30 protein-coding genes are annotated in these 25,609 nt (G+C 46.4%); 26 read left to right on the top strand and 4 right to left on the bottom strand.

Annotated elements, in window-relative coordinates; genetic code table 11:
* The first annotated feature begins 25 nt into the window (after positions 1 to 25).
* The 3 genes from ttrS to fumD all read left to right on the top strand — a co-directional run bounded on the left by ttrS (position 26) and on the right by fumD (position 2,709).
* Positions 26 to 1,804 (top strand): tetrathionate respiration histidine kinase TtrS, encoded by a 1,779-nt coding sequence (ttrS, locus tag LCS67_RS12360; RefSeq protein WP_001214416.1) that lies wholly within the window; start codon positions 26 to 28, stop codon positions 1,802 to 1,804.
* The gene (gene ttrR / locus LCS67_RS12355; RefSeq protein ID WP_000190926.1) at positions 1,779 to 2,399 is read left to right on the top strand and encodes a tetrathionate respiration response regulator TtrR; all 621 of its coding nucleotides are present in this window, start codon (positions 1,779 to 1,781) and stop codon (positions 2,397 to 2,399) included. The genes ttrS and ttrR overlap by 26 nt, the downstream gene beginning before the upstream one ends.
* Positions 2,400 to 2,496: 97 nt before the next feature.
* Entirely contained in the window at positions 2,497 to 2,709 is a 213-nt protein-coding gene (gene fumD, locus LCS67_RS12350; protein WP_000165779.1) for a fumarate hydratase FumD, read from the top strand.
* Between the two features lie 95 nt (positions 2,710 to 2,804).
* On the opposite strand, the gene mlrB is transcribed toward fumD, so the two are convergent.
* The 4 genes from mlrB to LCS67_RS12330 form a co-directional block, all read right to left on the bottom strand.
* Complete coding sequence (gene mlrB, locus LCS67_RS12345; RefSeq protein ID WP_001060725.1) at positions 2,805 to 3,764, bottom strand: transcriptional regulator MlrB; 960 nt, start codon at positions 3,762 to 3,764, stop codon at positions 2,805 to 2,807.
* A gap of 171 nt (positions 3,765 to 3,935) precedes the next feature.
* Complete coding sequence (locus LCS67_RS12340; RefSeq protein ID WP_000122319.1) at positions 3,936 to 4,664, bottom strand: MerR family transcriptional regulator; 729 nt, start codon at positions 4,662 to 4,664, stop codon at positions 3,936 to 3,938.
* 178 nt (positions 4,665 to 4,842) lie between these two features.
* Positions 4,843 to 5,481, bottom strand: a complete 639-nt coding sequence (locus LCS67_RS12335; RefSeq protein ID WP_000666335.1) for a two component system response regulator — start codon at positions 5,479 to 5,481, stop codon at positions 4,843 to 4,845.
* Positions 5,482 to 5,511: 30 nt separating this feature from the next.
* A complete protein-coding gene (locus tag LCS67_RS12330) occupies positions 5,512 to 8,274 on the bottom strand; it encodes a two component system sensor kinase (protein WP_001050757.1) in 2,763 nt (920 codons plus the stop codon).
* 400 nt (positions 8,275 to 8,674) lie between these two features.
* Between LCS67_RS12330 and spiC the strand changes: the two genes are divergently transcribed.
* The 23 genes from spiC (at position 8,675) to ssaN (ending at position 25,607) form a co-directional block, all read left to right on the top strand.
* Positions 8,675 to 9,076 (top strand): SPI-2 type III secretion system protein SpiC, encoded by a 402-nt coding sequence (gene spiC / locus LCS67_RS12325; protein ID WP_001562740.1) that lies wholly within the window; start codon positions 8,675 to 8,677, stop codon positions 9,074 to 9,076.
* A 1-nt stretch (position 9,077) separates the two neighbouring features.
* Positions 9,078 to 10,571 (top strand): SPI-2 type III secretion system protein SpiA, encoded by a 1,494-nt coding sequence (spiA, locus tag LCS67_RS12320; RefSeq protein ID WP_000261289.1) that lies wholly within the window; start codon positions 9,078 to 9,080, stop codon positions 10,569 to 10,571.
* Positions 10,552 to 11,763 carry a SctD family type III secretion system inner membrane ring subunit SsaD gene (gene ssaD / locus LCS67_RS12315; RefSeq protein WP_000323782.1) on the top strand — a complete coding sequence of 404 codons (1,212 nt, stop codon included), beginning with the start codon at positions 10,552 to 10,554 and terminating at the stop codon, positions 11,761 to 11,763. The genes spiA and ssaD overlap by 20 nt, the downstream gene beginning before the upstream one ends.
* Positions 11,764 to 11,770: 7 nt before the next feature.
* The gene (ssaE, locus tag LCS67_RS12310; protein WP_000210202.1) at positions 11,771 to 12,013 is read left to right on the top strand and encodes a YscE family type III secretion system co-chaperone SsaE; all 243 of its coding nucleotides are present in this window, start codon (positions 11,771 to 11,773) and stop codon (positions 12,011 to 12,013) included.
* A 202-nt stretch (positions 12,014 to 12,215) separates the two neighbouring features.
* A complete protein-coding gene (sseA, locus tag LCS67_RS12305) occupies positions 12,216 to 12,542 on the top strand; it encodes an SPI-2 type III secretion system chaperone SseA (protein WP_000972856.1) in 327 nt (108 codons plus the stop codon).
* A 6-nt stretch (positions 12,543 to 12,548) separates the two neighbouring features.
* Positions 12,549 to 13,139, top strand: coding sequence for an SPI-2 type III secretion system translocon protein SseB (gene sseB / locus LCS67_RS12300; protein WP_000094428.1), 591 nt, complete (start codon positions 12,549 to 12,551; stop codon positions 13,137 to 13,139).
* Positions 13,136 to 13,609, top strand: a complete 474-nt coding sequence (sscA, locus tag LCS67_RS12295; protein ID WP_000711021.1) for a SycD/LcrH family type III secretion system chaperone SscA — start codon at positions 13,136 to 13,138, stop codon at positions 13,607 to 13,609. Before sseB ends, sscA begins: the two co-directional genes overlap by 4 nt.
* A 2-nt stretch (positions 13,610 to 13,611) precedes the next feature.
* On the top strand, positions 13,612 to 15,066 hold the full coding sequence (gene sseC / locus LCS67_RS12290; RefSeq protein ID WP_001079766.1) for an SPI-2 type III secretion system translocon protein SseC: 1,455 nt from the start codon (positions 13,612 to 13,614) through the stop codon (positions 15,064 to 15,066).
* Positions 15,067 to 15,081: 15 nt separating this feature from the next.
* Complete coding sequence (gene sseD / locus LCS67_RS12285; protein ID WP_000388323.1) at positions 15,082 to 15,669, top strand: SPI-2 type III secretion system translocon protein SseD; 588 nt, start codon at positions 15,082 to 15,084, stop codon at positions 15,667 to 15,669.
* A gap of 2 nt (positions 15,670 to 15,671) precedes the next feature.
* The gene (gene sseE, locus LCS67_RS12280) at positions 15,672 to 16,088 is read left to right on the top strand and encodes an LcrR family type III secretion system chaperone SseE (RefSeq protein WP_000249602.1); all 417 of its coding nucleotides are present in this window, start codon (positions 15,672 to 15,674) and stop codon (positions 16,086 to 16,088) included.
* Between the two features lie 51 nt (positions 16,089 to 16,139).
* A complete protein-coding gene (sscB, locus tag LCS67_RS12275) occupies positions 16,140 to 16,574 on the top strand; it encodes a SycD/LcrH family type III secretion system chaperone SscB (protein ID WP_000979963.1) in 435 nt (144 codons plus the stop codon).
* Between the two features lie 15 nt (positions 16,575 to 16,589).
* Positions 16,590 to 17,372 carry a type III secretion systems effector SseF gene (gene sseF / locus LCS67_RS12270; protein WP_000690713.1) on the top strand — a complete coding sequence of 261 codons (783 nt, stop codon included), beginning with the start codon at positions 16,590 to 16,592 and terminating at the stop codon, positions 17,370 to 17,372.
* Positions 17,369 to 18,058 (top strand): pathogenicity island 2 effector protein SseG, encoded by a 690-nt coding sequence (gene sseG / locus LCS67_RS12265; protein WP_000805849.1) that lies wholly within the window; start codon positions 17,369 to 17,371, stop codon positions 18,056 to 18,058. The genes sseF and sseG overlap by 4 nt, the downstream gene beginning before the upstream one ends.
* Positions 18,059 to 18,151: 93 nt before the next feature.
* Positions 18,152 to 18,367 (top strand): type III secretion system needle filament protein SsaG, encoded by a 216-nt coding sequence (ssaG, locus tag LCS67_RS12260; protein ID WP_000350226.1) that lies wholly within the window; start codon positions 18,152 to 18,154, stop codon positions 18,365 to 18,367.
* On the top strand, positions 18,345 to 18,635 hold the full coding sequence (locus tag LCS67_RS12255) for an EscG/YscG/SsaH family type III secretion system needle protein co-chaperone (RefSeq protein WP_000444713.1): 291 nt from the start codon (positions 18,345 to 18,347) through the stop codon (positions 18,633 to 18,635). The genes ssaG and LCS67_RS12255 overlap by 23 nt, the downstream gene beginning before the upstream one ends.
* An 11-nt stretch (positions 18,636 to 18,646) precedes the next feature.
* Positions 18,647 to 18,895, top strand: coding sequence for a SctI family type III secretion system inner rod subunit SsaI (gene ssaI, locus LCS67_RS12250; RefSeq protein WP_001562742.1), 249 nt, complete (start codon positions 18,647 to 18,649; stop codon positions 18,893 to 18,895).
* Positions 18,892 to 19,641 (top strand): SPI-2 type III secretion system apparatus lipoprotein SsaJ, encoded by a 750-nt coding sequence (ssaJ, locus tag LCS67_RS12245; RefSeq protein WP_000862881.1) that lies wholly within the window; start codon positions 18,892 to 18,894, stop codon positions 19,639 to 19,641. The genes ssaI and ssaJ overlap by 4 nt, the downstream gene beginning before the upstream one ends.
* A 17-nt stretch (positions 19,642 to 19,658) precedes the next feature.
* Entirely contained in the window at positions 19,659 to 20,207 is a 549-nt protein-coding gene (locus LCS67_RS12240; RefSeq protein ID WP_001531605.1) for a type III secretion system domain-containing protein, read from the top strand.
* Positions 20,204 to 20,878, top strand: coding sequence for an SPI-2 type III secretion system apparatus protein SsaK (gene ssaK / locus LCS67_RS12235; RefSeq protein ID WP_000011206.1), 675 nt, complete (start codon positions 20,204 to 20,206; stop codon positions 20,876 to 20,878). The genes LCS67_RS12240 and ssaK overlap by 4 nt, the downstream gene beginning before the upstream one ends.
* Positions 20,844 to 21,860: an SPI-2 type III secretion system apparatus protein SsaL gene (ssaL, locus tag LCS67_RS12230; RefSeq protein WP_000238882.1), complete on the top strand. Its 1,017-nt coding sequence runs from the start codon at positions 20,844 to 20,846 to the stop codon at positions 21,858 to 21,860. The genes ssaK and ssaL overlap by 35 nt, the downstream gene beginning before the upstream one ends.
* A gap of 57 nt (positions 21,861 to 21,917) precedes the next feature.
* Complete coding sequence (gene ssaM, locus LCS67_RS12225; RefSeq protein ID WP_000383700.1) at positions 21,918 to 22,286, top strand: SPI-2 type III secretion system apparatus protein SsaM; 369 nt, start codon at positions 21,918 to 21,920, stop codon at positions 22,284 to 22,286.
* Positions 22,271 to 24,316, top strand: coding sequence for an SPI-2 type III secretion system apparatus protein SsaV (ssaV, locus tag LCS67_RS12220; protein WP_001258222.1), 2,046 nt, complete (start codon positions 22,271 to 22,273; stop codon positions 24,314 to 24,316). Before ssaM ends, ssaV begins: the two co-directional genes overlap by 16 nt.
* Complete coding sequence (ssaN, locus tag LCS67_RS12215; protein ID WP_031565999.1) at positions 24,306 to 25,607, top strand: SctN family type III secretion system ATPase SsaN; 1,302 nt, start codon at positions 24,306 to 24,308, stop codon at positions 25,605 to 25,607. Before ssaV ends, ssaN begins: the two co-directional genes overlap by 11 nt.
* The last annotated feature ends 2 nt before the right edge of the window (positions 25,608 to 25,609 follow it).

Raw genomic sequence — 25,609 nt, 5'->3', positions numbered from 1 at the left:
CAACATAATTGACAGGGATATTGGGGTGAGAGGTAAAACCGTAAGGCGCCTGGCGGTGTTGGCGGCAGTAGGGCTACTTTGTCATGGCGCGTGGGCAGGGACGTGGAATATCGGTATTTTGGCTATGCGCGGCGAGGCGTCTACGCGTAGCCACTGGCAACCGTTGGCAAAGACATTAAGCCAACAGCTTCCAGGCGAAACCTTTCACATCCAGCCGCTGGATCTGCATCAAATGCAGGAGGCCGTTAACCAGGGAACCGTGCAGTTTGTGATAACCAACCCGGCGCAATTTGTCCAACTGAACAGCCATGCGCCGCTGCGCTGGTTAGCTTCCCTGCGCTCCACGCGCGATGGGAAAGCGGTGAGTAATGTTATTGGCAGCGTGATTTTGACCCGGCGCGATAGCGGCATCACCACGGCGCATGATCTCATCGGTAAGACCGTCGGCGCGATTGATGCTCAGGCATTTGGCGGCTATTTATTAGGCTATAAAGCGCTCAGCGACGCGGGCTTACGCCCGGAGCGCGACTTTCATCTCCGTTTTACCGGATTCCCTGGCGATGCCTTAGTCTATATGCTGCGCGAAAAAGCGGTGCAGGCGGCAATTGTGCCAGTGTGCCTGTTAGAAAATATGGATCAGGAAGGCTTGATTAATAAAAAGGACTTTATCGCGCTGCTTTCCCGACCGACGCCCCTGCCTTGCTTAACCAGTACGCCGTTATATCCTGACTGGTCGTTCGCGGCGCTACCTGCGGTAAGCGATGCGTTGGCGGATCGCGTAACGCGAGCGCTATTCAACGCGCCCGCCGCCGCGTCATTTCACTGGGGCGCGCCAGCGTCGACCAGTCAGGTGGAAGCGTTGCTGCGTGATGTTCGTCAGCACCCTCAGCAGCGTCGACTGTGGCTGGATGTCAAAAGTTGGTTAATCCAGCACCAGCTAATGGTCGGCGGCGTGATTCTGGCGTTCCTGTTGCTCACGCTCAATTATATTTGGGTCATGCTGCTGGTGCGTCGACGTGGAAAGCAACTGGAACGTAATAGCGTAGTTCTTCATCAGCATGAGCGGGCGCTGGAAACCGCCCGGCAAATGAGCGTGTTGGGTGAAATGACCTCCGGGTTTGCCCATGAGCTTAATCAGCCGCTTTCCGCGATTCGACATTATGCCCAGGGGTGCCTGATTCGACTGCGCGCTGCAGATGAACAGCATCCCTTGCTGCCGGCGCTGGAGCAGATTGACCAGCAGGCGCAACGCGGTGCGGATACTCTGCGTAACCTGCGTCACTGGGTCAGCCAGGCGCAGGGCAACCCGGTGCTAACCGAAGCGTGGAAGGCCATAGCCATTCGGGAGGCGATTGATCATGTCTGGCAATTGTTGCGTATGGCGCAACAGTTTCCGACAGTGACTCTGCATACCGAGGTTAGCGCTGCGCTGCGCGTAACGCTGCCGTCAGTGCTGCTGGAACAGGTGCTGGCGAATATCATTCTTAATGCGGCTCAGGCGGGCGCCACCCATTTATGGGTCGTTGCTGAACGCACTGAAAACGGCATCAGTATTGTTTTACAGGATAACGCCGGGGGAATCGATGAGGCACTATTACGTCAGGCGTTTCAGCCGTTTATGACCACCCGTAAAGAGGGGATGGGCTTAGGGCTGGCGATTTGCCAGCGGCTGGTGCGGTATGGGCGGGGCGATATCAGCATCAGGAACCAGACCGCGCCGGATGGTCTGTCGGGAACGGTGGTCACGATACATTTCTTACATGAACATGGGGGCAGGGATGGCGACAATTCATCTACTGGATGATGATACGGCGGTCACTAACGCGTGCGCGTTTTTACTGGAAAGTCTGGGATATGACGTAAAATGCTGGACGCAGGGGGCGGATTTTTTGGCGCAGGCCAGTCTGTATCAGGCCGGGGTCGTATTACTGGATATGCGAATGCCGGTACTGGATGGGCAGGGCGTTCATGATGCGTTGCGCCAGTGCGGAAGTACCCTGGCGGTTGTTTTTCTTACCGGGCATGGCGATGTACCGATGGCCGTGGAGCAGATGAAACGCGGCGCCGTCGATTTTCTGCAAAAACCGGTATCGGTAAAACCGCTACAGGCGGCGCTGGAGCGTGCGCTGATGGTTTCATCGGCAGCGGTGGCGCGCCGTGAGATTATACTGTGTTACCAGCAGTTGACGCCGAAAGAGCGTGAGCTGGCCAGCCTGGTGGCAAAAGGATTTATGAACCGTGAAATTGCGGAAGCGATGAATATCGCGGTGCGTACCGTAGAGGTGCACCGCGCCAGAGTCATGGAAAAAATGCAGGCCGGTAGCCTGGCGGAACTGATTAGGCGTTTCGAAAAAATGGCCTCGCCAGAGACCAGAATACGAACAACGTATGAACCATGAATAATAAACTGCGTTATTTCTTTGATTTGCATCAAATTTTGTTTAATAGAGAAGACTGTTATATTCTGTTGGTTTGATCTGGCGACGAGTAAAACGTATGACAAAACCGACAAAAGATGACGAGCTGTACCGCGAGATGTGCCGGGTGGTGGGCAAGGTCGTGCTGGAAATGCGCGATTTGGGGCAGGAGCCTAAATATATTGTTATTGCGGGCGTGTTAAGAACCGCGCTGGCGAATCAACGCATCCAACGTAGCGCGTTAGAAAAACAGGCTATGGAAACCGTGATTAACGCTCTGGCGCGGTCATAGCCGCTATCAGGGTGGCAATAACGAAATCGCCTTTGAATTGTCGCGATTGTCACCATGGCGGGCGGGTTGCCCGCCATTAGCGATGCGCAGGGTTATCAGTTGATGGCTAAGCGCAGCCCTAATGTATCAGGGTACGGCTCAAAATAATTCTGGCTGCGTAGATAGTCATCCGGATGTTCCGCCAGATAGTGCTTCAGCAGCGTTAACGGTGCCAGGATAGGTAGTCGGCCCGCCCGGTAGCCGAGAATCACCTCGCGTAATTCCGCGCGTTGCCTGCTGTTCAACGCGCGGTGAAAATAGCCCTGGATATGCATCAGCACATTGGTGTGATTTTTACGTGAAGCGGGATGGCGCAGGATAGCCATCAGTTTTTCTCTGTATCGGACAAAGAAGGCATCCAGATCGTCCCACTCATGCAGACGCGCGACGAAAGGGCCAATTTCGCGGTAGCCGGCCTGGTGGTGGGCGAGAAGCTGAAGTTTGTATCGGCTATGAAACGCGAGCAAACTGTGACGACTCAAGCCCTGCGCGCGTAGCGCATTTAATTCATGTAGCGCGAAGATACGTGCGATGAAATTCTCGCGTAGTACCGGATCGTGCAGGCGACCATCTTCCTCTATCGGCAGCCAGGGATATTTGTCCATCATCGCGGCGGTAAACAGCCCCGTGCCAGCTTTGCGGCCCCTGTTACCCTTTTCATCATACAGGCGAACGCGCTCCATTCCGCAACTGGGCGATTTTGCACACACAATAAACCCCGCCAGTTCGCCTATTGTTGGCAGAAACCGATCGGTAAAGGCATTCATTCGCTCGGTAACGTCATCGTGCGGGGCATGGCTATAACGCATCCGAATGTCGCCACAGGTCGTCTGGATAAGACGCAGCGCAGGGCGAGGCACGGGCAGGCCGATCGCCACCTCCGGGCAGATCGGTTTGTAGTCCACCCACGGTGCCAGAGAGTTCATGACAAAATCCATACGCTTATGTCCGCCATCAAAGCGTACCGCGGCGCCAGTCAGACATCCGCTAATGCCGACTACGGGTTTGTTATTCATGATTGCCCCTTATTGAAAGTACGACGACTGACGCCAATGGCGCAAAATGTTATCTCACGCTGATTTAAAACTTACACAACTTTGTTTTTTTGTCTAAGTTTTCGCGGGAATTTTTTTGACGTAGTTAAATATCAATAAGATAGAATAAGGGGAAGAAATCTATTTCAGCGCTTATAGTGTGATAACCTCCAGCGAAGCGACCACGTTGCGCCACTGGGCAAGCTGTTTTTTCTGCCCGGTAGTGAGCTTTCCGGTGGTCACCAGGAACCATTTTCTCTGGGCGAACAGCTCGGGCGCCAGCATGGCTGGTGGAGAGGGAAGCACATTGAGCCGCAGCTCTTGTCCGGTACGAGTCAACGCTTCCAGCCAGATTTCACAGTGATCCGAGAGATGCCATCCGCTAATAAAGGCATTGTTGCCAGGCGCTTTTCTGTCGCCTTCAAGGCAAAAAGAGGTGTAGGCAATAATGATGCCATCCAGTATTTCGCGCAGCGTCATCACGGCGGGAAGATGCGCGGACACTTTGCTGCGCAACGGACGCAATAAATGGGTCACCAGTTCTGCGCGAGGATATTCCCGGCCACAGTCATAAATCAACTGCCGCAGCGCGTCAATTCGCCCTTCGTGGAGATGTTGAAGCATCGTCTCCTGAATCGTTATCCAGTTATCGCCCAGGCGAATGACCGGACGCGATAGTAAGGGTTTGACCTGGCTTATCGGTACGCCTTTTCTCACCCAGTCGAGGATGCTAAGCGCTTGTCGAATATCGTCATCGCTGTATAAGCGATGCCCGCCATCAGTACGCTGCGGTTTCAATAAACCATAGCGTCGCTGCCATGCCCTTAGCGTGGCGGCATTGATACCGCATAGTCTGGCAAATTCGCCGATAGAATACGACATGGTAAAGCCCGTTAAATAAGGGGATTCTACTATATCATGATTAAATGAAGACTAAGGTAGTGATAAATGGTGCGGCATACCAGGGCATCCGTATGGATTTTGTCGATGATGAGCAATACTGCGTGGCGTAAGGCTCATCAAAATATGACCAATGCTTAATACCATCGGATGCCCCTGGTTAATACTCTATTAACCTCATTCTTCGGGCGCAGTTAAGTAACTCTGTCACTTTATGAACCTGTAGCTTTCTCATCATATTCATCCGATGTGTTTCGACGGTTTTTATACTGATATGTAGCTTTTCGCTGATCCCATGATTGGTATACCCCTCGTCAATAAGTTTAAGAACCTGACGCTCGCGCAAAGTAAGCAGTTGATGATTGGTCGTGTCAGCGTTTAATTCAGCCAGGATAGCTTCCCGATTCAACGTCGGGTCAATGTAACGCTTGTTTACTGCTACTGTTTGCAATGCCGCTAACAGAACTTGCTGACTACTGCTTTTTAAAACATAGCCATTAGCACCTGCGGCTAAAGTTTTAATGGTCATATACTCTTGTTGGTATGCTGTGTAAACCAGAATATTCATTGCTGGCCAACGCTGATGTAATTGGGGAATGATATCCAGGCCATTGATGCCAGGTAAACTAAGATCAAGGATAAGTATGTCAGGCTCGTATGCGCAACAGGCATTATAAACCTCAAGACCATTTTTAACATGTTCTACAATTTTAAAATGAGGCCAGGGTAGTAAGGCATTCATAATGCCGTTAATGATGATTTCATGATCGTCTACTAATAAGATCTTATATTCTTTCATTTTGCTGCCCTCGCGAAAATTAAGATAATATTAAGTAATGGTGTAGTTTTTGAAGATTATACGTATTTTCTGGCGTAAGTCGGTTAGTTCCTCCAGCGCGATGATTTTCCCCATTTTTACGCGATTCTCAATGTCTATGACATAGCATACCAATTCAGTCTGCCCTATTTGACCTAAACAGCCTTTTAATGTGTGAATTAACTGATCGATTTTTTTTCCAGCCGATACGGCATTTTCAATATCAGCCAGCAAGAGGTCCAGTGATTGGAAAATCCTGCTATTAATGACCATATCATCTGTCGCCAGTAGCGCTGAGCAGCGACTCGGATCCTGCTCCTGTAGCTCTATATTTCGCAAAAGTTGATATTCTGCGGCAATACTGATATAGCGAGCTAAGGTAGCCAACGTCACTGGTTTGGTAATGTAATGATGAATCCCATTTTTTTTACAACGATGAATATCTTCTGTCGCTACGCTAGCGGATAGCGCCACAAACATGCAGTCAGGATCTAAATTATTCGGCTCATCGTGCCATAATTTTACACATTCAATACCATCTATTTCTGGCATTCTAATGTCAATCAGTACTAAATCGAATCGCTGCTGTTGTGATAAAGTCAGAGCCTCGTTACTACTGGCGGCAATAGTGACGTGTTGGCCCAGGCTGACAAGCATTTTGCCGATGATATCCCGATTAATATCGGCATCATCAACCAAAAGAATCTGCAACTGCCAGGGTGGTAACAAATTATTTATTACTGGTATATTTGGTGTACACAATATTAACTGTTGCGCCAGGTCGTAAAGTTTTCCGGGGAAATACAAAAGCTCTGCGTTGAGAAGCGCATTTTGCTGGTGGGGTGGCTCGCCGCGTATTCCCCAGCAAGCCAGTTGGCGATGCAGGCAGAACGGCGCTGACAGTGTCCCTTTAATTGGTTGAGGCGGCTGGTATTCTTGTAAGGGTAATACTAGCGAGACACAGGTTCCAACCCCGGGGACACTTTTTAGTGTCAGATTACCGCCCATCATTTTAGCCAGGCTTGACGCAATAGTCAGTCCAATTCCTGTACCTTGCGAATTTGTGTCTGCTTGATAAAAAGCAGTAAAGATTTGAGACTGCTGCTGTATTTCAATCCCTTTACCGCTATCGCTAACCAGAAATATTAATTGTTCCTCATGACGCTTGACCGTCAGACGTATCCCTCCGGTTTCGGTAAATTTTACCGCGTTCCCGAGTAAATTAACCAAAATTTGCCGTAAACGGATACTGTCGGTATGAAAATAGAGAGGGACATGTTGACCGACAAAAGTACGTAATGACAGTTTTTTGCTTTGCGCCGGCCCCTGGATGGTTTGCATTGCCTGGTCCAGTAACGGCAGTAACGCTGTTTCTTCCATATGTAATGTGAAATGACCAGACTCGATGCGTGAAAAATCCAGCAGATTATTAATAATAGCTAACAAAGACAGTGTACAATTCCTGGCGGTATCAGCTAATCCTTGCTGCTCTATGTTTAAAGGGGTGGTTTGTAATAATTCAATCGCACCGAGTACGCCATTCATCGGAGTACGTAACTCATGACTTATTACCGTAAGATGAATGCTTTTACGTTTGTTAGCTTGCTCAGCGCGTTTTTTTGCTTCATTTAGCGCCTGGGTGCGCTCTGCGACTTTGTTTTCCAGATTGTCGTATTGGACTTGTAGAGTATCAAGCAGTTGGTTAAAAGCACCGGCAATACTATCTAATTCATCCAGTCGTTGTGCTGGTAAACGTGTGCTCAGCGGTGCAGTTGCGGTTTTATTAATGACATCGACAAAACGCCATAACGGTTTGGCCAGTGAGCGATGTAGTAACCAACAAAAAGCCGACGTCATCAACACCAATGCTGTTAATGTAAAGGGGATTTGTTGAAGGATAATTTTTAAGATGCGATTATGTAGATTACCGTATGGGTACAGCGTAACCAGACTCCATCCGGGGCCATGCAAGGTTGTGCGTAATATCAGAAATCCGGGAATTTGCTGCCATCCATCATGCAGCGTTACATTTTCTAACTGTGTACGTATTTTTTGCGGGATGTATGAAAACGGCAATAAGTGGTTGTTTTGATCCAGCCATACTCGAATACTATCATCTAATGGCAGGTGGCTCTTAGTAATGAGATCAGGAAGTTTAACCGTCACCCCAAAAAATACGCCTTGCTGATCGGCAACCGCAACGGAAGCGTGCCATCCTTTGCCGTTTATGTATTCTGGTTCACTCCAGTAAAACCCGGCATGGGTTGGGTATAAAGGAAAGCTTTTTCGCGTTAAAGGCTGTAGAGTTGAATAATCTGAAGGGTTATCAGTAGATAATAACGAAATCTCATTTTTATGGTTAAGAATAAAACTATCGCGACGAAAGCTTTTTTCATCGATATCAGAGGACTGCAGAAAGATACGGTGCTTCTCTCCGTTTAGCGTCGGCGTGCAATTTGAAGGACCGACAGAAAGATGCCGGCTCACCTCAGGGAAAATATCGTTATGATGAATCTCAGTCGCTAATGAGCATTGATACATTAAGTTTTTAGCGTCACGCTCAGCCTCTTCAAATCGTTGATTGCTTAGTACAATATTCATCTCGGATAGAACAGATAAGTCCTCTATTATATGCTGCCGTTTCTGAACCATTGATATATAAGCTGCAATAAGCACAGATAGCAGCCAAATAATTATTGTTGTTAATAAAAATAAAAAAGTTAGCCTGATTACTAAAGATGTTTGCAGCGTATTCTTGAGATTGAGCAAATTCATAATGCTTTCCTTCAGTTGCCTGTTGCAAAATCTTTGGCACTTGATCACTATCGCAGTACATATAGTTTCATCAGAAGATTAATCGATGGTGTTATCATTAGGAAGGTAAATTTCTTCATATATAACCCAGTCGATGACTACAATTACTTTTTAATAAAGCGGTGATGTAAAAACATCGTAACAGTTTATTTAATAAATAATTTTTCAAATTGTAATTTTTTATGTCAATACTGAAAGTGTAATTGTGAATTTATCGGAAAATCCGAATGATAGAATCGCCTGTCACAAGGTGTATGTAGACAGCATCTTGATATTGTACAAGAAGAGTATAGTCGAAATAAATGTGAATCAGGCTTTTTACGGATGTGGTTGTGAGCGAATTTGATAGAAACTCTCATTTATGTCTGAGGAGGGATTCATGCTGGCAGTTTTAAAAGGCATTCCATTAATTCAGGATATCAAGGCCGAAGGTAATAGCCGATCCTGGATAATGACTATTGATGGGCATCCTGCCAGAGGAGAAATTTTCTCAGAAGCATTTTCTATTTCTTTGTTCTTAAATGACCTGGAAAGCTTACCTAAGCCTTGTCTTGCCTATGTGACACTACTGCTTGCAGCACACCCGGATGTCCATGATTATGCTATACAGCTCACAGCGGATGGAGGATGGTTAAACGGTTATTATACCACAAGTAGTAGCTCTGAGCTTATTGCTATTGAGATAGAAAAACACCTGGCTTTAACTTGCATTTTAAAAAATGTAATACGCAATCACCATAAACTTTATTCGGGTGGGGTATAAAATGGTAGTAAATAAACGTTTAATTTTAATTTTACTATTTATACTCAATACGGCAAAGAGTGATGAGTTATCATGGAAAGGTAATGACTTCACCCTTTATGCCAGACAAATGCCATTAGCAGAGGTTTTACATCTGCTCTCAGAGAACTATGATACGGCTATTACTATTAGCCCATTGATAACAGCTACATTTAGTGGAAAAATTCCGCCTGGACCACCGGTCGATATTTTGAATAACCTGGCAGCACAATATGATTTGCTTACCTGGTTTGATGGCAGCATGTTATATGTATATCCTGCATCGTTATTAAAACATCAGGTTATCACTTTCAATATCTTATCTACTGGGCGGTTCATTCATTACTTACGCAGCCAGAATATCCTTTCATCACCGGGATGCGAGGTTAAAGAAATTACCGGTACCAGCGCTGTGGAGGTGAGCGGTGTTCCCAGTTGCCTGACCCGTATTAGTCAATTAGCTTCAGTGCTGGATAATGCGTTAATCAAACGAAAAGACAGTGCGGTGAGTGTAAGTATATATACGCTTAAGTATGCCACTGCGATGGATACCCAATACCAATATCGCGATCAGTCCGTCGTGGTTCCTGGGGTCGTGAGTGTATTGCGTGAGATGAGTAAAACCAGCGTCCCGGCGTCATCGACGAACAATGGTTCACCCGCTACACAGGCATTGCCCATGTTTGCTGCCGACCCACGCCAGAATGCAGTGATCGTTCGTGATTATGCGGCCAATATGGCCGGGTATCGGAAACTCATCACAGAATTAGATCAACGCCAGCAGATGATAGAGATTTCGGTGAAAATTATCGATGTTAATGCTGGAGATATTAACCAGTTAGGCATCGACTGGGGAACGGCAGTGTCGCTGGGTGGCAAGAAAATTGCGTTCAATACAGGTTTGAATGACGGTGGAGCTAGCGGTTTTTCAACGGTAATCAGCGATACCTCAAACTTTATGGTGCGTTTGAATGCCCTGGAAAAAAGCTCTCAGGCTTATGTACTTTCCCAGCCATCTGTGGTGACTTTAAATAATATCCAGGCTGTGCTGGATAAGAATATTACTTTCTATACCAAACTGCAGGGAGAAAAAGTGGCTAAACTTGAATCCATCACTACGGGTTCTTTGTTGCGCGTTACACCTCGCTTGTTAAATGACAATGGCACGCAAAAAATAATGCTTAATCTTAATATTCAGGATGGACAACAAAGTGATACGCAAAGCGAAACAGACCCGCTGCCCGAAGTGCAAAATTCTGAAATTGCTTCGCAGGCCACATTATTGGCCGGACAAAGTCTATTGCTGGGAGGATTTAAACAAGGTAAACAAATCCACTCGCAAAACAAAATTCCTTTATTGGGCGATATTCCTGTCGTAGGTCATTTGTTTCGCAATGATACGACTCAAGTACATAGTGTAATCAGGCTTTTTTTGATTAAAGCCTCAGTAGTAAATAATGGCATATCTCATGGTTAATCCAAAGAGTTCATGGAAAATACGTTTTTTAGGTCACGCCTTACAAGGCCGGGAAGTATGGCTGAATGAAGGTAACCTGTCACTGGGGGAGAAAGGATGCGATATTTGTATTCCGCTTACTATAAATGAAAAAATTATTCTGAGAGAACAGGCAGATAGTTTATTTGTTGATGCCGGGAAAGCCAGAGTTAAAGTTAACGGCCGCAGATTTAATCCAAATAAGCCGCTACCATCCAGTGGGGTTTTGCAGGTTGCGGGAGTGGCTATCGCGTTTGGTAAACAGGATTGTGAACTTGCTGATTATCAAATACCCGTTTCCAGATCAGGGTACTGGTGGTTGGCTGGCGTATTCTTGATTTTCATCGGTGGAATGGGTGTCCTGTTAAGTATTGGCGGTCAGCCTGAAACGGTAAATGACTTACCTTTGCGGGTTAAGTTTTTATTAGACAAAAGCAATATTCATTATGTGCGGGCGCAATGGAAAGAAGATGGCAGCCTGCAGTTGTCCGGTTATTGCTCGTCAAGCGAACAGATGCAAAAGGTGAGAGCGACTCTCGAATCATGGGGGGTCATGTATCGGGATGGTGTAATCTGTGATGACTTATTGGTACGAGAAGTGCAGGATGTTTTGATAAAAATGGGTTACCCGCATGCTGAAGTATCCAGCGAAGGGCCGGGAAGCGTGTTAATTCATGATGATATACAAATGGATCAGCAATGGCGTAAGGTTCAACCATTACTTGCAGATATTCCCGGGTTATTGCACTGGCAGATTAGTCATTCTCATCAGTCTCAGGGGGATGATATTATTTCTGCGATAATAGAGAACGGTTTAGTGGGGCTTGTCAATGTTACGCCAATGCGGCGCTCTTTTGTTATCAGTGGTGTACTGGATGAATCTCATCAACGCATTTTGCAAGAAACGTTAGCAGCATTAAAGAAAAAGGACCCCGCTCTTTCTTTAATTTATCAGGATATTGCGCCTTCTCATGATGAAAGCAAGTATCTGCCTGCGCCAGTGGCTGGCTTTGTACAGAGTCGCCATGGTAATTACTTATTACTGACGAATAAAGAGCGTTTACGTGTAGGGGCATTGTTACCCAATGGGGGAGAAATTGTCCATCTGAGCGCCGATGTGGTAACGATTAAACATAATGATACTTTGATTAACTATCCATTAGATTTTAAGTGAGTGGAAAATGACAACTCTGACCCGGTTAGAAGATTTGCTGCTTCATTCGCGTGAAGAGGCCAAAGGCATAATTTTACAATTAAGGGCTGCCCGGAAACAGTTAGAAGAGAACAACGGTAAGTTGCAGGATCCGCAGCAATATCAGCAAAACACCTTATTGCTTGAAGCGATCGAGCAGGCCGAAAATATCATCAACATTATTTATTATCGTTACCATAACAGCGCACTTGTAGTGAGTGAGCAAGAGTAAAGTAAAAATATCTTAGAGCCTATCCCACCAGGCGTTAATTGGCGCAGCCAGCCTGGACACGGATAGCGCGCAAAAACCGGAGCGTACACGTAGTACGTGAGGATTTTGAGCACTGCCCAGGTCCAAAATGGCAAGTAAAATAGCTCTAATGGGATAGGCTCTTAGTTAGCACGTTAATTATCTATCGTGTATATGGAGGGGAATGATGATAAAGAAAAAGGCTGCGTTTAGTGAATATCGTGATTTAGAGCAAAGTTACATGCAGCTAAATCACTGTCTTAAAAAATTTCACCAAATCCGGGCTAAGGTGAGTCAACAGCTTGCTGAAAGTGCAGAGAGCCCCAAAAAGAGCAGAGAGACAGAGAGTATTCTTCATAACCTATTTCCACAAGGCGTTGCCGGGGTTAACCAGGAGGCCGAGAAGGATTTAAAGAAAATAGTAAGTTTGTTTAAACAACTTGAAGTACGACTGAAACAACTTAATGCTCAAGCCCCGGTGGAGATACCGTCAGGAAAAACAAAAAGGTAAAGCATAATGTCTTCAGGAAACATCTTATGGGGAAGTCAAAACCCTATTGTGTTTAAAAATAGTTTCGGCGTTAGCAACACTGATACCGGGGGGCAGGATGACTTATCCCAGCAAAATCCGTTTGCCGAAGGGTATGGTGTTTTGCTTATTCTCCTTATGGTTATTCAGGCTATTGCAAACGATAAATTTATTGAAGTCCAGAAGAACGCTGAACGTGCCAGAAATACCCAGGAAAAGTCAAATGAGATGGATGAGGTGATTGCTAAAGCAGCAAAAGGGGATGCTAAAACCAAAGAGGAGGTGCCTGATGACGTAATTAAATACATGCGCGATCACGGTATTCTCATCGATGGTATGACCATTGATGATTATATGGCTAAATATGGCGATCATGGGAAGCTGGATAAAGGTGGTCTACAGGCGATCAAAGCGGCTTTGGATAATGACGCCAACCGGAATACCGATCTTATGAGTCAGGGGCAGATAACAATTCAAAAAATGTCTCAGGAGCTTAACGCTGTCCTTACCCAACTGACAGGGCTTATCAGTAAGTGGGGGGAAATTTCCAGTATGATAGCGCAGAAAACGTACTCATGAAAAAAGACCCGACCCTACAACAGGCACATGACACGATGCGGTTTTTCCGGCGTGGCGGCTCGCTGCGTATGTTGTTGGATGACGATGTTACACAGCCGCTTAATACACTGTATCGCTATGCCATGCAGCTTATGGATGTAAAAGAGTTCGCCGGCGCAGCGCGACTTTTTCAATTGCTGACGATATATGATGCCTGGTCATTTGACTACTGGTTTCGGTTAGGGGAATGCTGCCAGGCTCAAAAACATTGGGGGGAAGCGATATACGCCTATGGACGCGCGGCACAAATTAAGATTGATGCGCCGCAGGCGCCATGGGCCGCAGCGGAATGCTATCTCGCGTGTGATAACGTCTGTTATGCAATAAAAGCGCTAAAGGCTGTGGTGCGTATTTGCGGCGAGGTCAGTGAACATCAAATCCTCCGACTACGTGCAGAAAAGATGTTACAGCAACTTTCTGACAGGAGCTAAAAATGAATCGAATTCACAGTAATAGCGATAGCGCCGCAGGAGTAACCGCCTTAACACATCATCACTTAAGCAATGTCAGTTGCGTTTCCTCGGGTTCGCTGGGAAAGCGCCAGCATCGTGTGAATTCTACTTTTGGCGATGGCAACGCCGCGTGTCTGCTGTCAGGGAAAATTAGTCTTCAGGAGGCAAGCAATGCGTTGAAGCAACTGCTTGATGCCGTACCCGGAAATCATAAGCGTCCATCATTGCCTGACTTTTTGCAGACCAATCCCGCGGTTTTATCAATGATGATGACGACATTAATACTCAGTGTTTTTGGTAATAACGCTCAATCGTTATGCCAACAGCTTGAGCGGGCAACTGAGGTGCAAAATGCATTACGTGATAAGCAGGTAAAGGAGTATCAGGAGCAGATCCAGAAAGCGATAGAGCAGGAGGATAAAGCGCGTAAAGCGGGCATTTTTGGCGCTATTTTTGACTGGATTACCGGCATATTTGAAACCGTGATTGGCGCCTTAAAGGTTGTGGAAGGTTTTCTGTCCGGTAATCCCGCAGAAATGGCTAGCGGCGTAGCTTATATAGCCGCAGGTTGTGCAGGAATGGTTAAAGCCGGAGCCGAAACGGCAATGATGTGCGGTGCTGACCACGATACCTGTCAGGCAATTATTGACGTGACAAGTAAGATTCAATTTGGTTGTGAAGCCGTCGCGCTGGCACTGGATGTTTTCCAGATTGGCCGTGCTTTTATGGCGACGAGAGGTTTATCTGGCGCAGCTGCAAAAGTGCTTGACTCCGGTTTTGGCGAGGAAGTGGTTGAGCGTATGGTAGGTGCAGGGGAAGCAGAAATAGAGGAGTTGGCTGAAAAGTTTGGCGAAGAAGTGAGCGAAAGTTTTTCCAAACAATTTGAGCCGCTTGAACGTGAAATGGCTATGGCGAATGAGATGGCAGAGGAGGCTGCCGAGTTTTCTCGTAACGTAGAAAATAATATGACGCGAAGCGCGGGAAAAAGCTTTACGAAAGAGGGGGTGAAAGCCATGGCAAAAGAAGCGGCAAAAGAAGCCCTGGAAAAATGTGTGCAAGAAGGTGGAAAGTTCCTGTTAAAAAAATTCCGTAATAAAGTTCTCTTCAATATGTTCAAAAAAATCCTGTATGCCTTACTGAGGGATTGTTCATTTAAAGGCTTACAGGCTATCAGATGTGCAACCGAGGGCGCCAGTCAGATGAATACTGGCATGGTTAACACAGAAAAAGCGAAGATCGAAAAGAAAATAGAGCAATTAATAACTCAGCAACGGTTTCTGGATTTCATAATGCAACAAACAGAAAACCAGAAAAAGATAGAACAAAAACGCTTAGAGGAGCTTTATAAGGGGAGCGGTGCCGCGCTTAGAGATGTATTAGATACCATTGATCACTATAGTAGCGTTCAGGCGAGAATAGCTGGCTATCGCGCTTAATCTGAGGATAAAAATATGGAAGCGAGTAACGTAGCACTGGTATTACCAGCGCCTTCCTTGTTAACACCTTCTTCCACTCCATCTCCCTCCGGGGAGGGAATGGGTACTGAATCAATGCTTCTGTTATTTGATGATATCTGGATGAAGCTAATGGAGCTTGCCAAAAAGCTGCGCGATATCATGCGCAGCTATAACGTAGAAAAACAACGGCTGGCCTGGGAACTGCAAGTCAATGTTTTACAGACGCAAATGAAAACAATTGATGAAGCGTTTAGAGCATCAATGATTACTGCGGGTGGCGCAATGTTGTCGGGTGTACTGACGATAGGATTAGGGGCCGTAGGCGGGGAAACCGGTCTTATAGCGGGTCAAGCCGTAGGCCACACAGCTGGGGGCGTCATGGGCCTGGGGGCTGGTGTAGCGCAACGTCAAAGTGATCAAGATAAAGCGATTGCCGACCTGCAACAAAATGGGGCCCAATCTTATAATAAATCCCTGACGGAAATTATGGAGAAAGCAACTGAAATTATGCAGCAAATCATCGGCGTGGGGTCGTCACTGGTCACGGTTCTTGCTGAAATACTCCGGGCATTAACGAGGTAAACATGGTGCAAGAAATAGAGCAATGGTTGCGTCGGCATCAGGTGTTTACTGAGCCTGCATATTTAGGGGAGACCGCCATATTACTTGGGCAGCAGTTTATATTATCGCCTTACCTGGTGATCTATCGTATTGAGGCAAAAGAAATGATTATTTGTGAGTTCAGGCGCCTGACGCCCGGGCAACCTCGACCACAGCAATTGTTTCACTTACTGGGACTTTTACGCGGGATATTTGTGCATCACCCGCAGTTAACATGTTTAAAGATGTTGATAATCACCGACGTTCTGGATGAAAAAAAAGCCCTGCTACGCAGGAAATTATTGCGCATCCTGACAGTAATGGGAGCGACCTTTACACAGCTTGATGGCGATAACTGGACAGTTTTATCCGCCGAGCATCTTATCCAGCGACGTTTTTAAATGACCTTCCTGACGTAAATCATTATCACGTGAAAATAACAATCAATAGGTATGATGATGAAAGAAGATCAGAAAAATAAAATACCCGAAGACATTCTGAAACAGCTATTATCCGTTGATCCGGAAACCGTTTATGCCAGTGGTTACGCCTCATGGCAGGAGGGGGATTATTCGCGCGCCGTAATCGATTTTAGCTGGCTGGTGATGGCCCAGCCATGGAGTTGGCGTGCCCATATTGCATTGGCTGGCACCTGGATGATGCTTAAAGAATACACGACGGCCATTAATTTCTATGGACATGCCTTAATGCTGGATGCCAGCCATCCAGAACCGGTTTACCAAACGGGCGTCTGTCTCAAAATGATGGGGGAACCCGGGTTGGCGAGAGAGGCTTTTCAAACCGCAATCAAGATGAGTTATGCGGATGCCTCATGGAGTGAGATTCGCCAGAATGCGCAAATAATGGTTGATACTCTTATTGCTTAAATAACAGAACGAAATATGAAAATTCATATTCCGTCAGCGGCAAGTAATATAGTCGATGGTAATAGTCCTCCTTCCGATATACAAGCGAAGGAGGTATCGTTTCCTCCCCCTGAAATTCCAGCCCCAGGTACCCCCGCAGCTCCAGTGCTGCTTACGCCTGAACAAATAAGGCAGCAGAGGGATTATGCTATACATTTTATGCAATACACTATTCGTGCGCTGGGTGCGACAGTCGTGTTTGGATTATCGGTTGCTGCAGCGGTAATTTCTGGCGGGGCAGGATTACCCATTGCTATTCTTGCGGGGGCGGCGCTCGTGATTGCTATTGGGGATGCTTGCTGTGCGTATCATAATTATCAATTGATATGTCAGCAAAAGGAGCCGTTACAAACCGCCAGTGATAGCGTTGCTCTTGTGGTCAGTGCGCTGGCCTTAAAATGTGGGGCAAGTCTTAACTGCGCTAACACCCTTGCTAATTGTCTTTCTTTATTAATACGTTCAGGAATCGCTATTTCTATGTTGGTTTTACCCCTACAGTTTCCACTGCCCGCCGCTGAAAATATTGCGGCCTCTTTGGACATGGGGAGTGTAATTACCTCCGTTAGCCTGACGGCGATAGGTGCGGTACTGGATTATTGCCTTGCCCGCCGCTCTGGCGACGATCGGGAAAATTCTGTTGATGAACTTCATGCCGATCCCAGTGTGTTATTGGCGGAACAAATGGCATCGCTCTGTCAATCTGCTACTACACCTGCATTAATGGACAGTTCTGGTCATACATCTCGGGGAGAACCATGAAACCTGTTAGCCCAAATGCTCAGGTAGGAGGGCAACGTCCTGTTAACGCGCCTGAGGAATCCCCTCCATGTCCCTCATTGCCACATCCGGAAACCAATATGGAGAGTGGTAGAATAGGTCCTCAACAAGGAAAAGAGCGGTTATTGACCGGACTTGCGAAACGAGTGATAGAGTGTTTTCCAAAAGAAATTTTTAGTTGGCAAACGGTCATTTTGGGCGGACAGATTTTATGCTGTTCCGCTGGAATAGCATTAACAGTGCTAAGTGGTGGAGGCGCACCGCTCTTAGCCCTGGCGGGAATTGGCCTTGCTATTGCCATTGCGGATGTCGCCTGTCTTATCTACCATCATAAACATCATTTGCCTATGGCTCACGACAGTATAGGCAATGCCGTTTTTTATATTGCTAATTGTTTCGCCAATCAACGCAAAAGTATGGCGATTGCTAAAGCCGTCTCCCTGGGAGGTAGATTAGTCTTAACCGCGACGGTAATGACGCATTCATACTGGAGTGGTAGTTTGGGGCTACAGCCTCATTTATTAGAGCGCCTTAATGATATTACCTACGGACTAATGAGTTTTACTCGCTTCGGTATGGATGGGATGGCAATGACCGGTATGCAGGTCAGCAGCCCATTATATCGTTTGCTGGCTCAGGTGACGCCAGAACAACGTGCGCCGGAGTAATCGTTTTCAGGTATATACCGGATGTTCATTGATTTCTAAATTTTGCTATGTTGCCAGTATCCTTACGATGTATTTATTTTAAGGAAAAGCATTATGGATATTGCACAATTAGTGGATATGCTCTCCCACATGGCGCACCAGGCAGGCCAGGCCATTAATGACAAAATGAATGGTAATGATTTGCTCAACCCAGAATCGATGATTAAAGCGCAATTTGCCTTACAGCAGTATTCTACATTTATTAATTACGAAAGTTCACTGATCAAAATGATCAAGGATATGCTTAGTGGAATCATTGCTAAAATCTGAAGTTATTAGCGACGATGTTCGACGGTTGCTGCTGGAAATCATGTTTGCGGGCGTTAACCATAGCCTGATTTCCCAGGTACATGCGATGTTACCAGCGCTAACGGTTATTGTTCCGGATAAAAAATTACAGTTGGTATGTCTGGCATTATTGTTGGCGGGTTTAAATGAGCCGCTAAAAGCCGCGAAAATTTTATCGGATATTGATTTGCCAGAGGCTATGGCGCTGCGTCTGTTATTTCCTGCACCAAATGAGGGGTTTGAAAATTGAATATTTCTGATATGAGCGTAGTGCCTGTAAGCACTCAATCTTATGTAAAGTCCTCTGCAGAACCGAGCCAGGAGCAAATTAATTTTTTTGAACAATTGCTGAAAGATGATGCATCCACCAGTAACGCCAGTGCTTTATTACCGCAGGTTATGTTGACCAGACAAATGGATTATATGCAGTTAACGGTAGGCGTCGATTATCTTGCCAGAATATCAGGCGCAGCATCGCAAGCGCTTAATAAGCTGGATAGCATGACATGAAGGTTCATCGTATAGTATTTCTTACTGTCCTTACGTTCTTTCTTACGGCATGTGATGTGGATCTTTATCGCTCATTGCCAGAAGATGAGGCGAATCAAATGCTGGCATTACTTATGCAGCATCATATCGATGCGGAAAAAAAACAGGAAGAGGACGGTGTTACCTTACGTGTCGAGCAGTCGCAGTTTATTAACGCGGTTGAACTACTTAGACTTAACGGTTATCCGCATCGTCAGTTTACAACGGCGGATAAGATGTTTCCGGCTAATCAGTTAGTGGTATCACCCCAGGAAGAACAGCAGAAGATTAATTTTTTAAAAGAACAAAGAATTGAAGGAATGCTGAGTCAGATGGAGGGCGTAATTAATGCAAAAGTGACCATTGCGCTACCGACTTATGATGAGGGGAGTAACGCTTCTCCGAGCTCAGTTGCCGTATTTATAAAATATTCACCTCAGGTCAATATGGAGGCCTTTCGGGTAAAAATTAAAGATTTAATAGAAATGTCAATTCCTGGGTTGCAATACAGTAAGATTAGTATCTTGATGCAGCCTGCTGAATTCAGAATGGTACCTGATGTACCCGTGAAACAAACATTCTGGATTATGGACGTGATCAACGCCAATAAAGGGAAGGTGGAGAAGTGGTTGATGAAATACCCTTATCAGTTGATGTTATCGTTGACAGGACTGTTAATAGGAGTGGGCATCCTGATCGGCTATTTTTGCCTGAGACGCCGTTTTTGAGCCGACCTGATCCCGAGGTGTTGCAACTTTATCGTTATTTCTGGCAACCTGCTCGTTACGCTGTACCGGAATGGCTTGATAAGCTGGGTTTTCATCCTTCAAACTGCTGGCGTTATGGCGATCGGCCCGAGTTGGATCGTCTTCTTGACAGAGCGTTAAATAGACTAAGGGGAAGCTCTGTTATTCCAGCCTGTTTAAATGACAGGCAAAAACGGCAGGTTCGTCTTGCGCCGCGTATATCGGCATTTGCCTTTGGGCTGGGATTATTCAAACTCAGGTGCAGTGACTATTTTATGCTACCAGAGTATCGGCAATTGCTTCTACAGTGGTTTAGCGAGGATGAGATCTGGCAGCTATATGGTTGGTTGGGGCAAAGAGATGGCAAATTACTTCCTCCGCAAGTGATGCAACAAACTGCATTGCAGATCGGTACCGCCATTCTTAATCGGGAAGCGCATGACGATGCGGTTTTACATGCGCTATTAGTATTATTACCCCCTCCGCAGCGTATACTTTGGCCGAAGACTTCTCTTACCGAGATTATCTTCATGGAGCATTTGCTATGAGTTTCACTTCACTTCCACTGACGGAAATTAACCATAAGCTACCCGCTCGAAATATTATTGAGTCACAGTGGATAACATTACAATTAACTTTATTTGCACAAGAGCAACAAGCTAAGAGAGTTTCACATGCTATTGTGAGCTCCGCTTACCGTAAGGCTGAAAAAATCATCCGAGACGCCTATCGTTATCAGCGTGAACAGAAAGTTGAGCAGCAACAAGAACTAGCGTGGTTGCGTAAAAATACGCTGGAAAAAATGGAAGTGGAATGGCTGGAACAGCATGTAAAACATTTACAAGACGATGAAAATCAATTTCGTTCATTGGTCGATCAAGCAGAGCATCATATTAAAAATAGTATAGAACAGGTTCTGTTGGCCTGGTTCGACCAACAGTCGGTAGACAGTGTTATGTGCCATCGTCTGGCACGCCAGGCTACGGCTATGGCGGAAGAGGGAGCGCTTTATTTGCGTATTCATCCTGAAAAAGAGGCATTGATGCGTGAAACTTTTGGCAAGCGGTTTACGTTGATTATCGAGTCTGGTTTCTCTCCCGATCAGGCTGAACTCTCCTCAACACGATATGCCGTTGAATTTTCACTTTCTCGTCATTTCAACGCGTTACTGAAATGGTTACGTAATGGTGAAGATAAAGGAGGTAGCGATGAATATTAAAATTAATGAGATAAAAATGACGCCCCCTACAGCATTTACCCCTGGCCAGGTTATAGAGGAACAAGAGGTTATTTCGCCTTCAATGTTAGCTCTCCAGGAGTTACAGGAAACGACGGGGGCAGCGCTCTATGAGACGATGGAAGAAATAGGAATGGCGCTGAGTGGTAAACTGCGCGAAAGTTATAAATTCATTGATGCTGAGAAACTGGAGCGCAGACAGCAGGCTTTGCTGCGTTTGATAAAACAAATACAGGAGGATAATGGAGCAACGTTGCGTCCGCTTACCGAAGAGAATAGTGATCCTGATTTACAGAATGCGTATCAAATTATCGCTCTTGCAATGGCGCTTACTGCCGGCGGGTTGTCAAAAAAGAAAAAACGCGATTTGCAATCGCAACTGGATACGCTTACAGCGGAGGAGGGATGGGAACTTGCCGTTTTTAGTTTACTGGAACTTGGCGAAGTGGATACCGCTACGCTGTCCTCGCTGAAGCGTTTTATGCAACAGGCGATAGACAACGATGAAATGCCCTTATCGCAGTGGTTCAGACGCGTGGCAGACTGGCCGGATCGCTGTGAACGGGTCCGTATTTTGCTAAGAGCGATAGCCTTTGAACTTAGCATATGCATCGAACCCTCGGAGCAAAGTCGTTTGGCCGCAGCATTAGTACGCTTGCGTCGTTTGTTGTTATTCCTTGGCCTTGAAAAAGAGTGCCAGCGTGAGGAGTGGATTTGCCAGTTGCCGCCTAATACATTACTGCCGCTACTACTCGATATCATTTGTGAGCGCTGGCTTTTCAGTGATTGGTTGCTTGATAGACTTACCGCTATAGTTTCTTCATCGAAGATGTTCAATCGGCTACTCCAACAACTTGATGCGCAGTTTATGCTGATACCCGATAACTGTTTTAACGACGAAGATCAACGTGAACAAATTCTCGAAACGCTTCGTGAAGTAAAGGTAAATCAGGTTTTATTCTGATACCTGGCTTTCAATATTTAGGTAAATTGGCGTTCTGGCTCATCATGAGGCGGCAGGATGGATTGGGATCTCATTACTGAACGTAATATTCAGCTTTTTATTCAATTAGCAGGATTAGCTGAACGGCCTTTAGCAACCAATATGTTCTGGCGGCAAGGACAATATGAAACCTATCTAAACTATCATAACGGTCGTATTCACTTATGTCAGATACTCAAGCAAACCTTCTTAGACGAAGATCTGCTTTTTAAAGCCTTAACTCACTGGAAACCTGCAGCGTTCCAGGGTATTCCTCAACGATTATTTTTGTTGCGCGATGGGCTTGCAATGAGTTGTTCTCCTCCTCTTTCCAGCTCCGCCGAGCTCTGGTTACGATTACATCATCGACAAATAAAATTTCTGGAGTCGCAATGCGTTCATGGTTAGGTGAGGGAATCAGGGCGCAACAGTGGCTCAGTGTATGCGCGGGTCGGCAGGATATGGTTCTGGCGACGGTGTTATTAATCGCTATTGTGATGATGCTGTTACCTTTACCGACCTGGATGGTTGATATCCTGATTACTATCAACCTTATGTTTTCAGTGATCCTGCTCTTAATTGCTATTTATCTTAGTGACCCTCTCGATTTATCGGTATTTCCGTCTTTATTACTTATTACTACATTATATCGTTTGTCACTCACAATCAGCACATCACGGCTGGTACTGTTACAACATAATGCCGGTAATATTGTGGATGCTTTCGGTAAGTTTGTCGTAGGAGGAAATCTCACCGTTGGGTTGGTCGTATTTACCATCATTACTATCGTGCAATTTATTGTCATTACAAAAGGTATCGAGAGGGTGGCGGAAGTTAGCGCACGTTTCTCGCTTGATGGGATGCCAGGCAAACAAATGAGTATCGATGGCGATTTGCGTGCCGGAGTTATCGATGCAGACCATGCCCGTACATTAAGGCAACACGTCCAGCAGGAAAGTCGTTTTCTCGGTGCGATGGACGGTGCGATGAAATTTGTTAAAGGCGATACGATTGCCGGTATTATTGTTGTTCTGGTGAACATTATCGGCGGTATTATTATCGCTATCGTACAATATGATATGTCGATGAGTGAGGCTGTTCACACTTATAGCGTACTGTCAATCGGAGATGGTTTATGTGGGCAAATTCCATCGCTGCTGATTTCCCTTAGCGCGGGAATTATTGTCACCCGTGTTCCGGGTGAGAAACGCCAGAACCTGGCGACAGAGTTGAGTTCTCAAATTGCCAGACAACCTCAGTCGCTAATATTAACCGCTGTGGTTTTAATGCTCCTCGCCTTAATTCCTGGCTTTCCTTTTATCACTCTCGCTTTCTTTTCAGCGTTGTTAGCATTGCCAATTATCCTCATTCGTCGCAAAAAGTCTGTGGTTTCCGCAAATGGCGTCGAAGCGCCGGAAAAAGATAGTATGGTTCCCGGCGCATGTCCTCTAATCTTACGTCTTACCCCGACGTTACATTCTGCCGACCTGATTCGTGATATTGACGCCATGAGATGGTTTTTATTTGAGGATACCGGCGTCCCTCTCCCTGAGGTGAATATTGAGGTTTTGCCTGAACCCACCGAAAAATTGACGGTACTGCTATATCAGGAACCCGTATTTAGTTTATCTATTCCCGCCCAGGCGGATTATTTATTGATAGGCGCGGACGCCAGTGTGGTGGGTGATAGCCAGACGTTACCGAACGGGATGGGGCAGATCTGTTGGCTTACAAAAGATATGGCCCATAAGGCGCAAGGTTTTGGACTGGACGTTTTCGCGGGCAGCCAACGTATCTCTGCCTTATTAAAATGTGTCCTGCTTCGGCATATGGGAGAGTTTATTGGTGTTCAGGAAACGCGTTATCTAATGAATGCGATGGAAAAAAACTACTCTGAGCTGGTGAAAGAACTTCAGCGCCAGTTACCCATTAATAAAATCGCTGAAACTCTGCAGCGGCTTGTATCAGAGCGGGTTTCTATTAGAGATTTACGTCTTATTTTCGGCACCTTAATTGACTGGGCGCCACGTGAAAAAGATGTCCTGATGTTGACAGAATATGTCCGTATCGCGCTTCGCCGTCATATTCTGCGTCGTCTTAATCCGGAAGGAAAACCGCTGCCGATTTTGCGGATCGGCGAAGGTATTGAGAACCTCGTGCGTGAATCCATTCGCCAGACGGCAATGGGGACCTATACTGCGCTGTCGTCTCGTCATAAGACGCAGATCCTGCAACTTATCGAGCAGGCGCTGAAGCAGTCAACCAAATTATTCATTGTCACTTCTGTCGACACCCGACGTTTCTTGCGAAAAATTACAGAAGCCACCTTGTTCGACGTACCGATTTTGTCATGGCAGGAATTAGGAGAGGAGAGCCTTATACAAGTAGTAGAAAGTATTGACCTTAGCGAAGAGGAGTTGGCGGACGATGAAGAATGAATTGATGCAACGTCTGAGGCTGAAATATCCGCCCCCCGATGGTTATTGTCGATGGGGCCGAATTCAGGATGTCAGCGCAACGTTGTTAAATGCGTGGTTGCCTGGGGTATTTATGGGAGAGTTGTGCTGTATAAAGCCTGGAGAAGAACTTGCTGAAGTCGTGGGGATTAATGGCAGCAAAGCTTTGCTATCTCCTTTTACGAGTACTATCGGACTTCACTGCGGGCAGCAAGTGATGGCCTTAAGGCGACGCCATCAGGTTCCCGTGGGCGAAGCGTTATTAGGGCGAGTCATTGATGGCTTTGGTCGTCCCCTTGATGGCCGCGAACTGCCCGACGTCTGCTGGAAAGACTATGATGCAATGCCTCCTCCCGCAATGGTTCGACAGCCTATTACTCAACCATTAATGACGGGGATTCGCGCTATTGATAGCGTTGCGACCTGTGGCGAAGGGCAACGAGTGGGTATTTTTTCTGCTCCTGGCGTGGGGAAAAGCACGCTTCTGGCGATGCTGTGTAATGCTCCAGACGCAGACAGTAATGTTCTGGTGTTAATTGGTGAGCGTGGACGAGAAGTCCGCGAATTCATCGATTTTACACTGTCTGAAGAGGCCCGAAAACGTTGTGTCATTGTTGTCGCAACCTCTGACAGACCCGCCTTAGAGCGCGTGAGGGCGCTGTTTGTGGCCACCACGATAGCAGAATTTTTTCGCGATAATGGAAAGCGAGTCGTCTTGCTTGCCGACTCACTGACGCGTTATGCCAGGGCCGCACGGGAAATCGCTCTGGCCGCCGGAGAGACCGCGGTTTCTGGGGAATATCCGCCAGGCGTATTTAGTGCATTGCCACGACTTTTAGAACGTACAGGAATGGGGGAAAAAGGCAGTATTACCGCATTTTATACGGTACTGGTGGAAGGCGATGATATGAATGAGCCGTTGGCGGATGAAGTCCGTTCACTGCTTGATGGACATATTGTGCTATCCCGACGGCTTGCAGAGAGGGGGCATTATCCTGCCATTGACGTGTTGGCAACGCTCAGCCGCGTTTTTCCAGTCGTTACCAGCCATGAGCATCGTCAACTGGCGGCTATATTGCGACGGCGCCTGGCGCTTTACCAGGAGGTTGAACTGTTAATACGCATTGGGGAATACCAGCGAGGAGTTGATACAGATACTGACAAAGCCATTGATACCTATCCGGATATTTGCACATTTTTGCGACAAAGTAAGGATGAAGTATGCGGACCCGAGCTACTCATAGAAAAATTACACCAAATACTCACCGAGTGATC

The sequence above is a fragment of the Salmonella sp. A7 genome (assembly GCF_020181675.1).
GTDB classification, from domain to species: domain Bacteria; phylum Pseudomonadota; class Gammaproteobacteria; order Enterobacterales; family Enterobacteriaceae; genus Salmonella; species Salmonella enterica.
Note: the sequence above shows the minus strand (reverse complement) of the source record. Positions and strands in the feature narration are given on the sequence as shown.

What these genes read in the sequence shown, in the direction of transcription:
- ttrR (WP_000190926.1), top strand. Translation starts at nt 1,779, where the DNA reads ATGGCGACAATTCATCTACTGGATGATGATACGGCGGTCACTAACGCG.
- fumD (WP_000165779.1), top strand. Translation starts at nt 2,497, where the DNA reads ATGACAAAACCGACAAAAGATGACGAGCTGTACCGCGAGATGTGCCGG.
- mlrB (WP_001060725.1), bottom strand. Translation starts at nt 3,764, where the DNA reads ATGAATAACAAACCCGTAGTCGGCATTAGCGGATGTCTGACTGGCGCC.
- LCS67_RS12340 (WP_000122319.1), bottom strand. Translation starts at nt 4,664, where the DNA reads ATGTCGTATTCTATCGGCGAATTTGCCAGACTATGCGGTATCAATGCC.
- LCS67_RS12335 (WP_000666335.1), bottom strand. Translation starts at nt 5,481, where the DNA reads ATGAAAGAATATAAGATCTTATTAGTAGACGATCATGAAATCATCATT.
- LCS67_RS12330 (WP_001050757.1), bottom strand. Translation starts at nt 8,274, where the DNA reads ATGAATTTGCTCAATCTCAAGAATACGCTGCAAACATCTTTAGTAATC.
- spiC (WP_001562740.1), top strand. Translation starts at nt 8,675, where the DNA reads ATGTCTGAGGAGGGATTCATGCTGGCAGTTTTAAAAGGCATTCCATTA.
- spiA (WP_000261289.1), top strand. Translation starts at nt 9,078, where the DNA reads ATGGTAGTAAATAAACGTTTAATTTTAATTTTACTATTTATACTCAAT.
- ssaD (WP_000323782.1), top strand. Translation starts at nt 10,552, where the DNA reads ATGGCATATCTCATGGTTAATCCAAAGAGTTCATGGAAAATACGTTTT.
- ssaE (WP_000210202.1), top strand. Translation starts at nt 11,771, where the DNA reads ATGACAACTCTGACCCGGTTAGAAGATTTGCTGCTTCATTCGCGTGAA.
- sseA (WP_000972856.1), top strand. Translation starts at nt 12,216, where the DNA reads ATGATGATAAAGAAAAAGGCTGCGTTTAGTGAATATCGTGATTTAGAG.
- sseB (WP_000094428.1), top strand. Translation starts at nt 12,549, where the DNA reads ATGTCTTCAGGAAACATCTTATGGGGAAGTCAAAACCCTATTGTGTTT.
- sscA (WP_000711021.1), top strand. Translation starts at nt 13,136, where the DNA reads ATGAAAAAAGACCCGACCCTACAACAGGCACATGACACGATGCGGTTT.
- sseC (WP_001079766.1), top strand. Translation starts at nt 13,612, where the DNA reads ATGAATCGAATTCACAGTAATAGCGATAGCGCCGCAGGAGTAACCGCC.
- sseD (WP_000388323.1), top strand. Translation starts at nt 15,082, where the DNA reads ATGGAAGCGAGTAACGTAGCACTGGTATTACCAGCGCCTTCCTTGTTA.
- sseE (WP_000249602.1), top strand. Translation starts at nt 15,672, where the DNA reads ATGGTGCAAGAAATAGAGCAATGGTTGCGTCGGCATCAGGTGTTTACT.
- sscB (WP_000979963.1), top strand. Translation starts at nt 16,140, where the DNA reads ATGATGATGAAAGAAGATCAGAAAAATAAAATACCCGAAGACATTCTG.
- sseF (WP_000690713.1), top strand. Translation starts at nt 16,590, where the DNA reads ATGAAAATTCATATTCCGTCAGCGGCAAGTAATATAGTCGATGGTAAT.
- sseG (WP_000805849.1), top strand. Translation starts at nt 17,369, where the DNA reads ATGAAACCTGTTAGCCCAAATGCTCAGGTAGGAGGGCAACGTCCTGTT.
- ssaG (WP_000350226.1), top strand. Translation starts at nt 18,152, where the DNA reads ATGGATATTGCACAATTAGTGGATATGCTCTCCCACATGGCGCACCAG.
- ssaI (WP_001562742.1), top strand. Translation starts at nt 18,647, where the DNA reads ATGAGCGTAGTGCCTGTAAGCACTCAATCTTATGTAAAGTCCTCTGCA.
- ssaJ (WP_000862881.1), top strand. Translation starts at nt 18,892, where the DNA reads ATGAAGGTTCATCGTATAGTATTTCTTACTGTCCTTACGTTCTTTCTT.
- ssaK (WP_000011206.1), top strand. Translation starts at nt 20,204, where the DNA reads ATGAGTTTCACTTCACTTCCACTGACGGAAATTAACCATAAGCTACCC.
- ssaL (WP_000238882.1), top strand. Translation starts at nt 20,844, where the DNA reads ATGGTGAAGATAAAGGAGGTAGCGATGAATATTAAAATTAATGAGATA.
- ssaM (WP_000383700.1), top strand. Translation starts at nt 21,918, where the DNA reads ATGGATTGGGATCTCATTACTGAACGTAATATTCAGCTTTTTATTCAA.
- ssaV (WP_001258222.1), top strand. Translation starts at nt 22,271, where the DNA reads ATGCGTTCATGGTTAGGTGAGGGAATCAGGGCGCAACAGTGGCTCAGT.
- ssaN (WP_031565999.1), top strand. Translation starts at nt 24,306, where the DNA reads ATGAAGAATGAATTGATGCAACGTCTGAGGCTGAAATATCCGCCCCCC.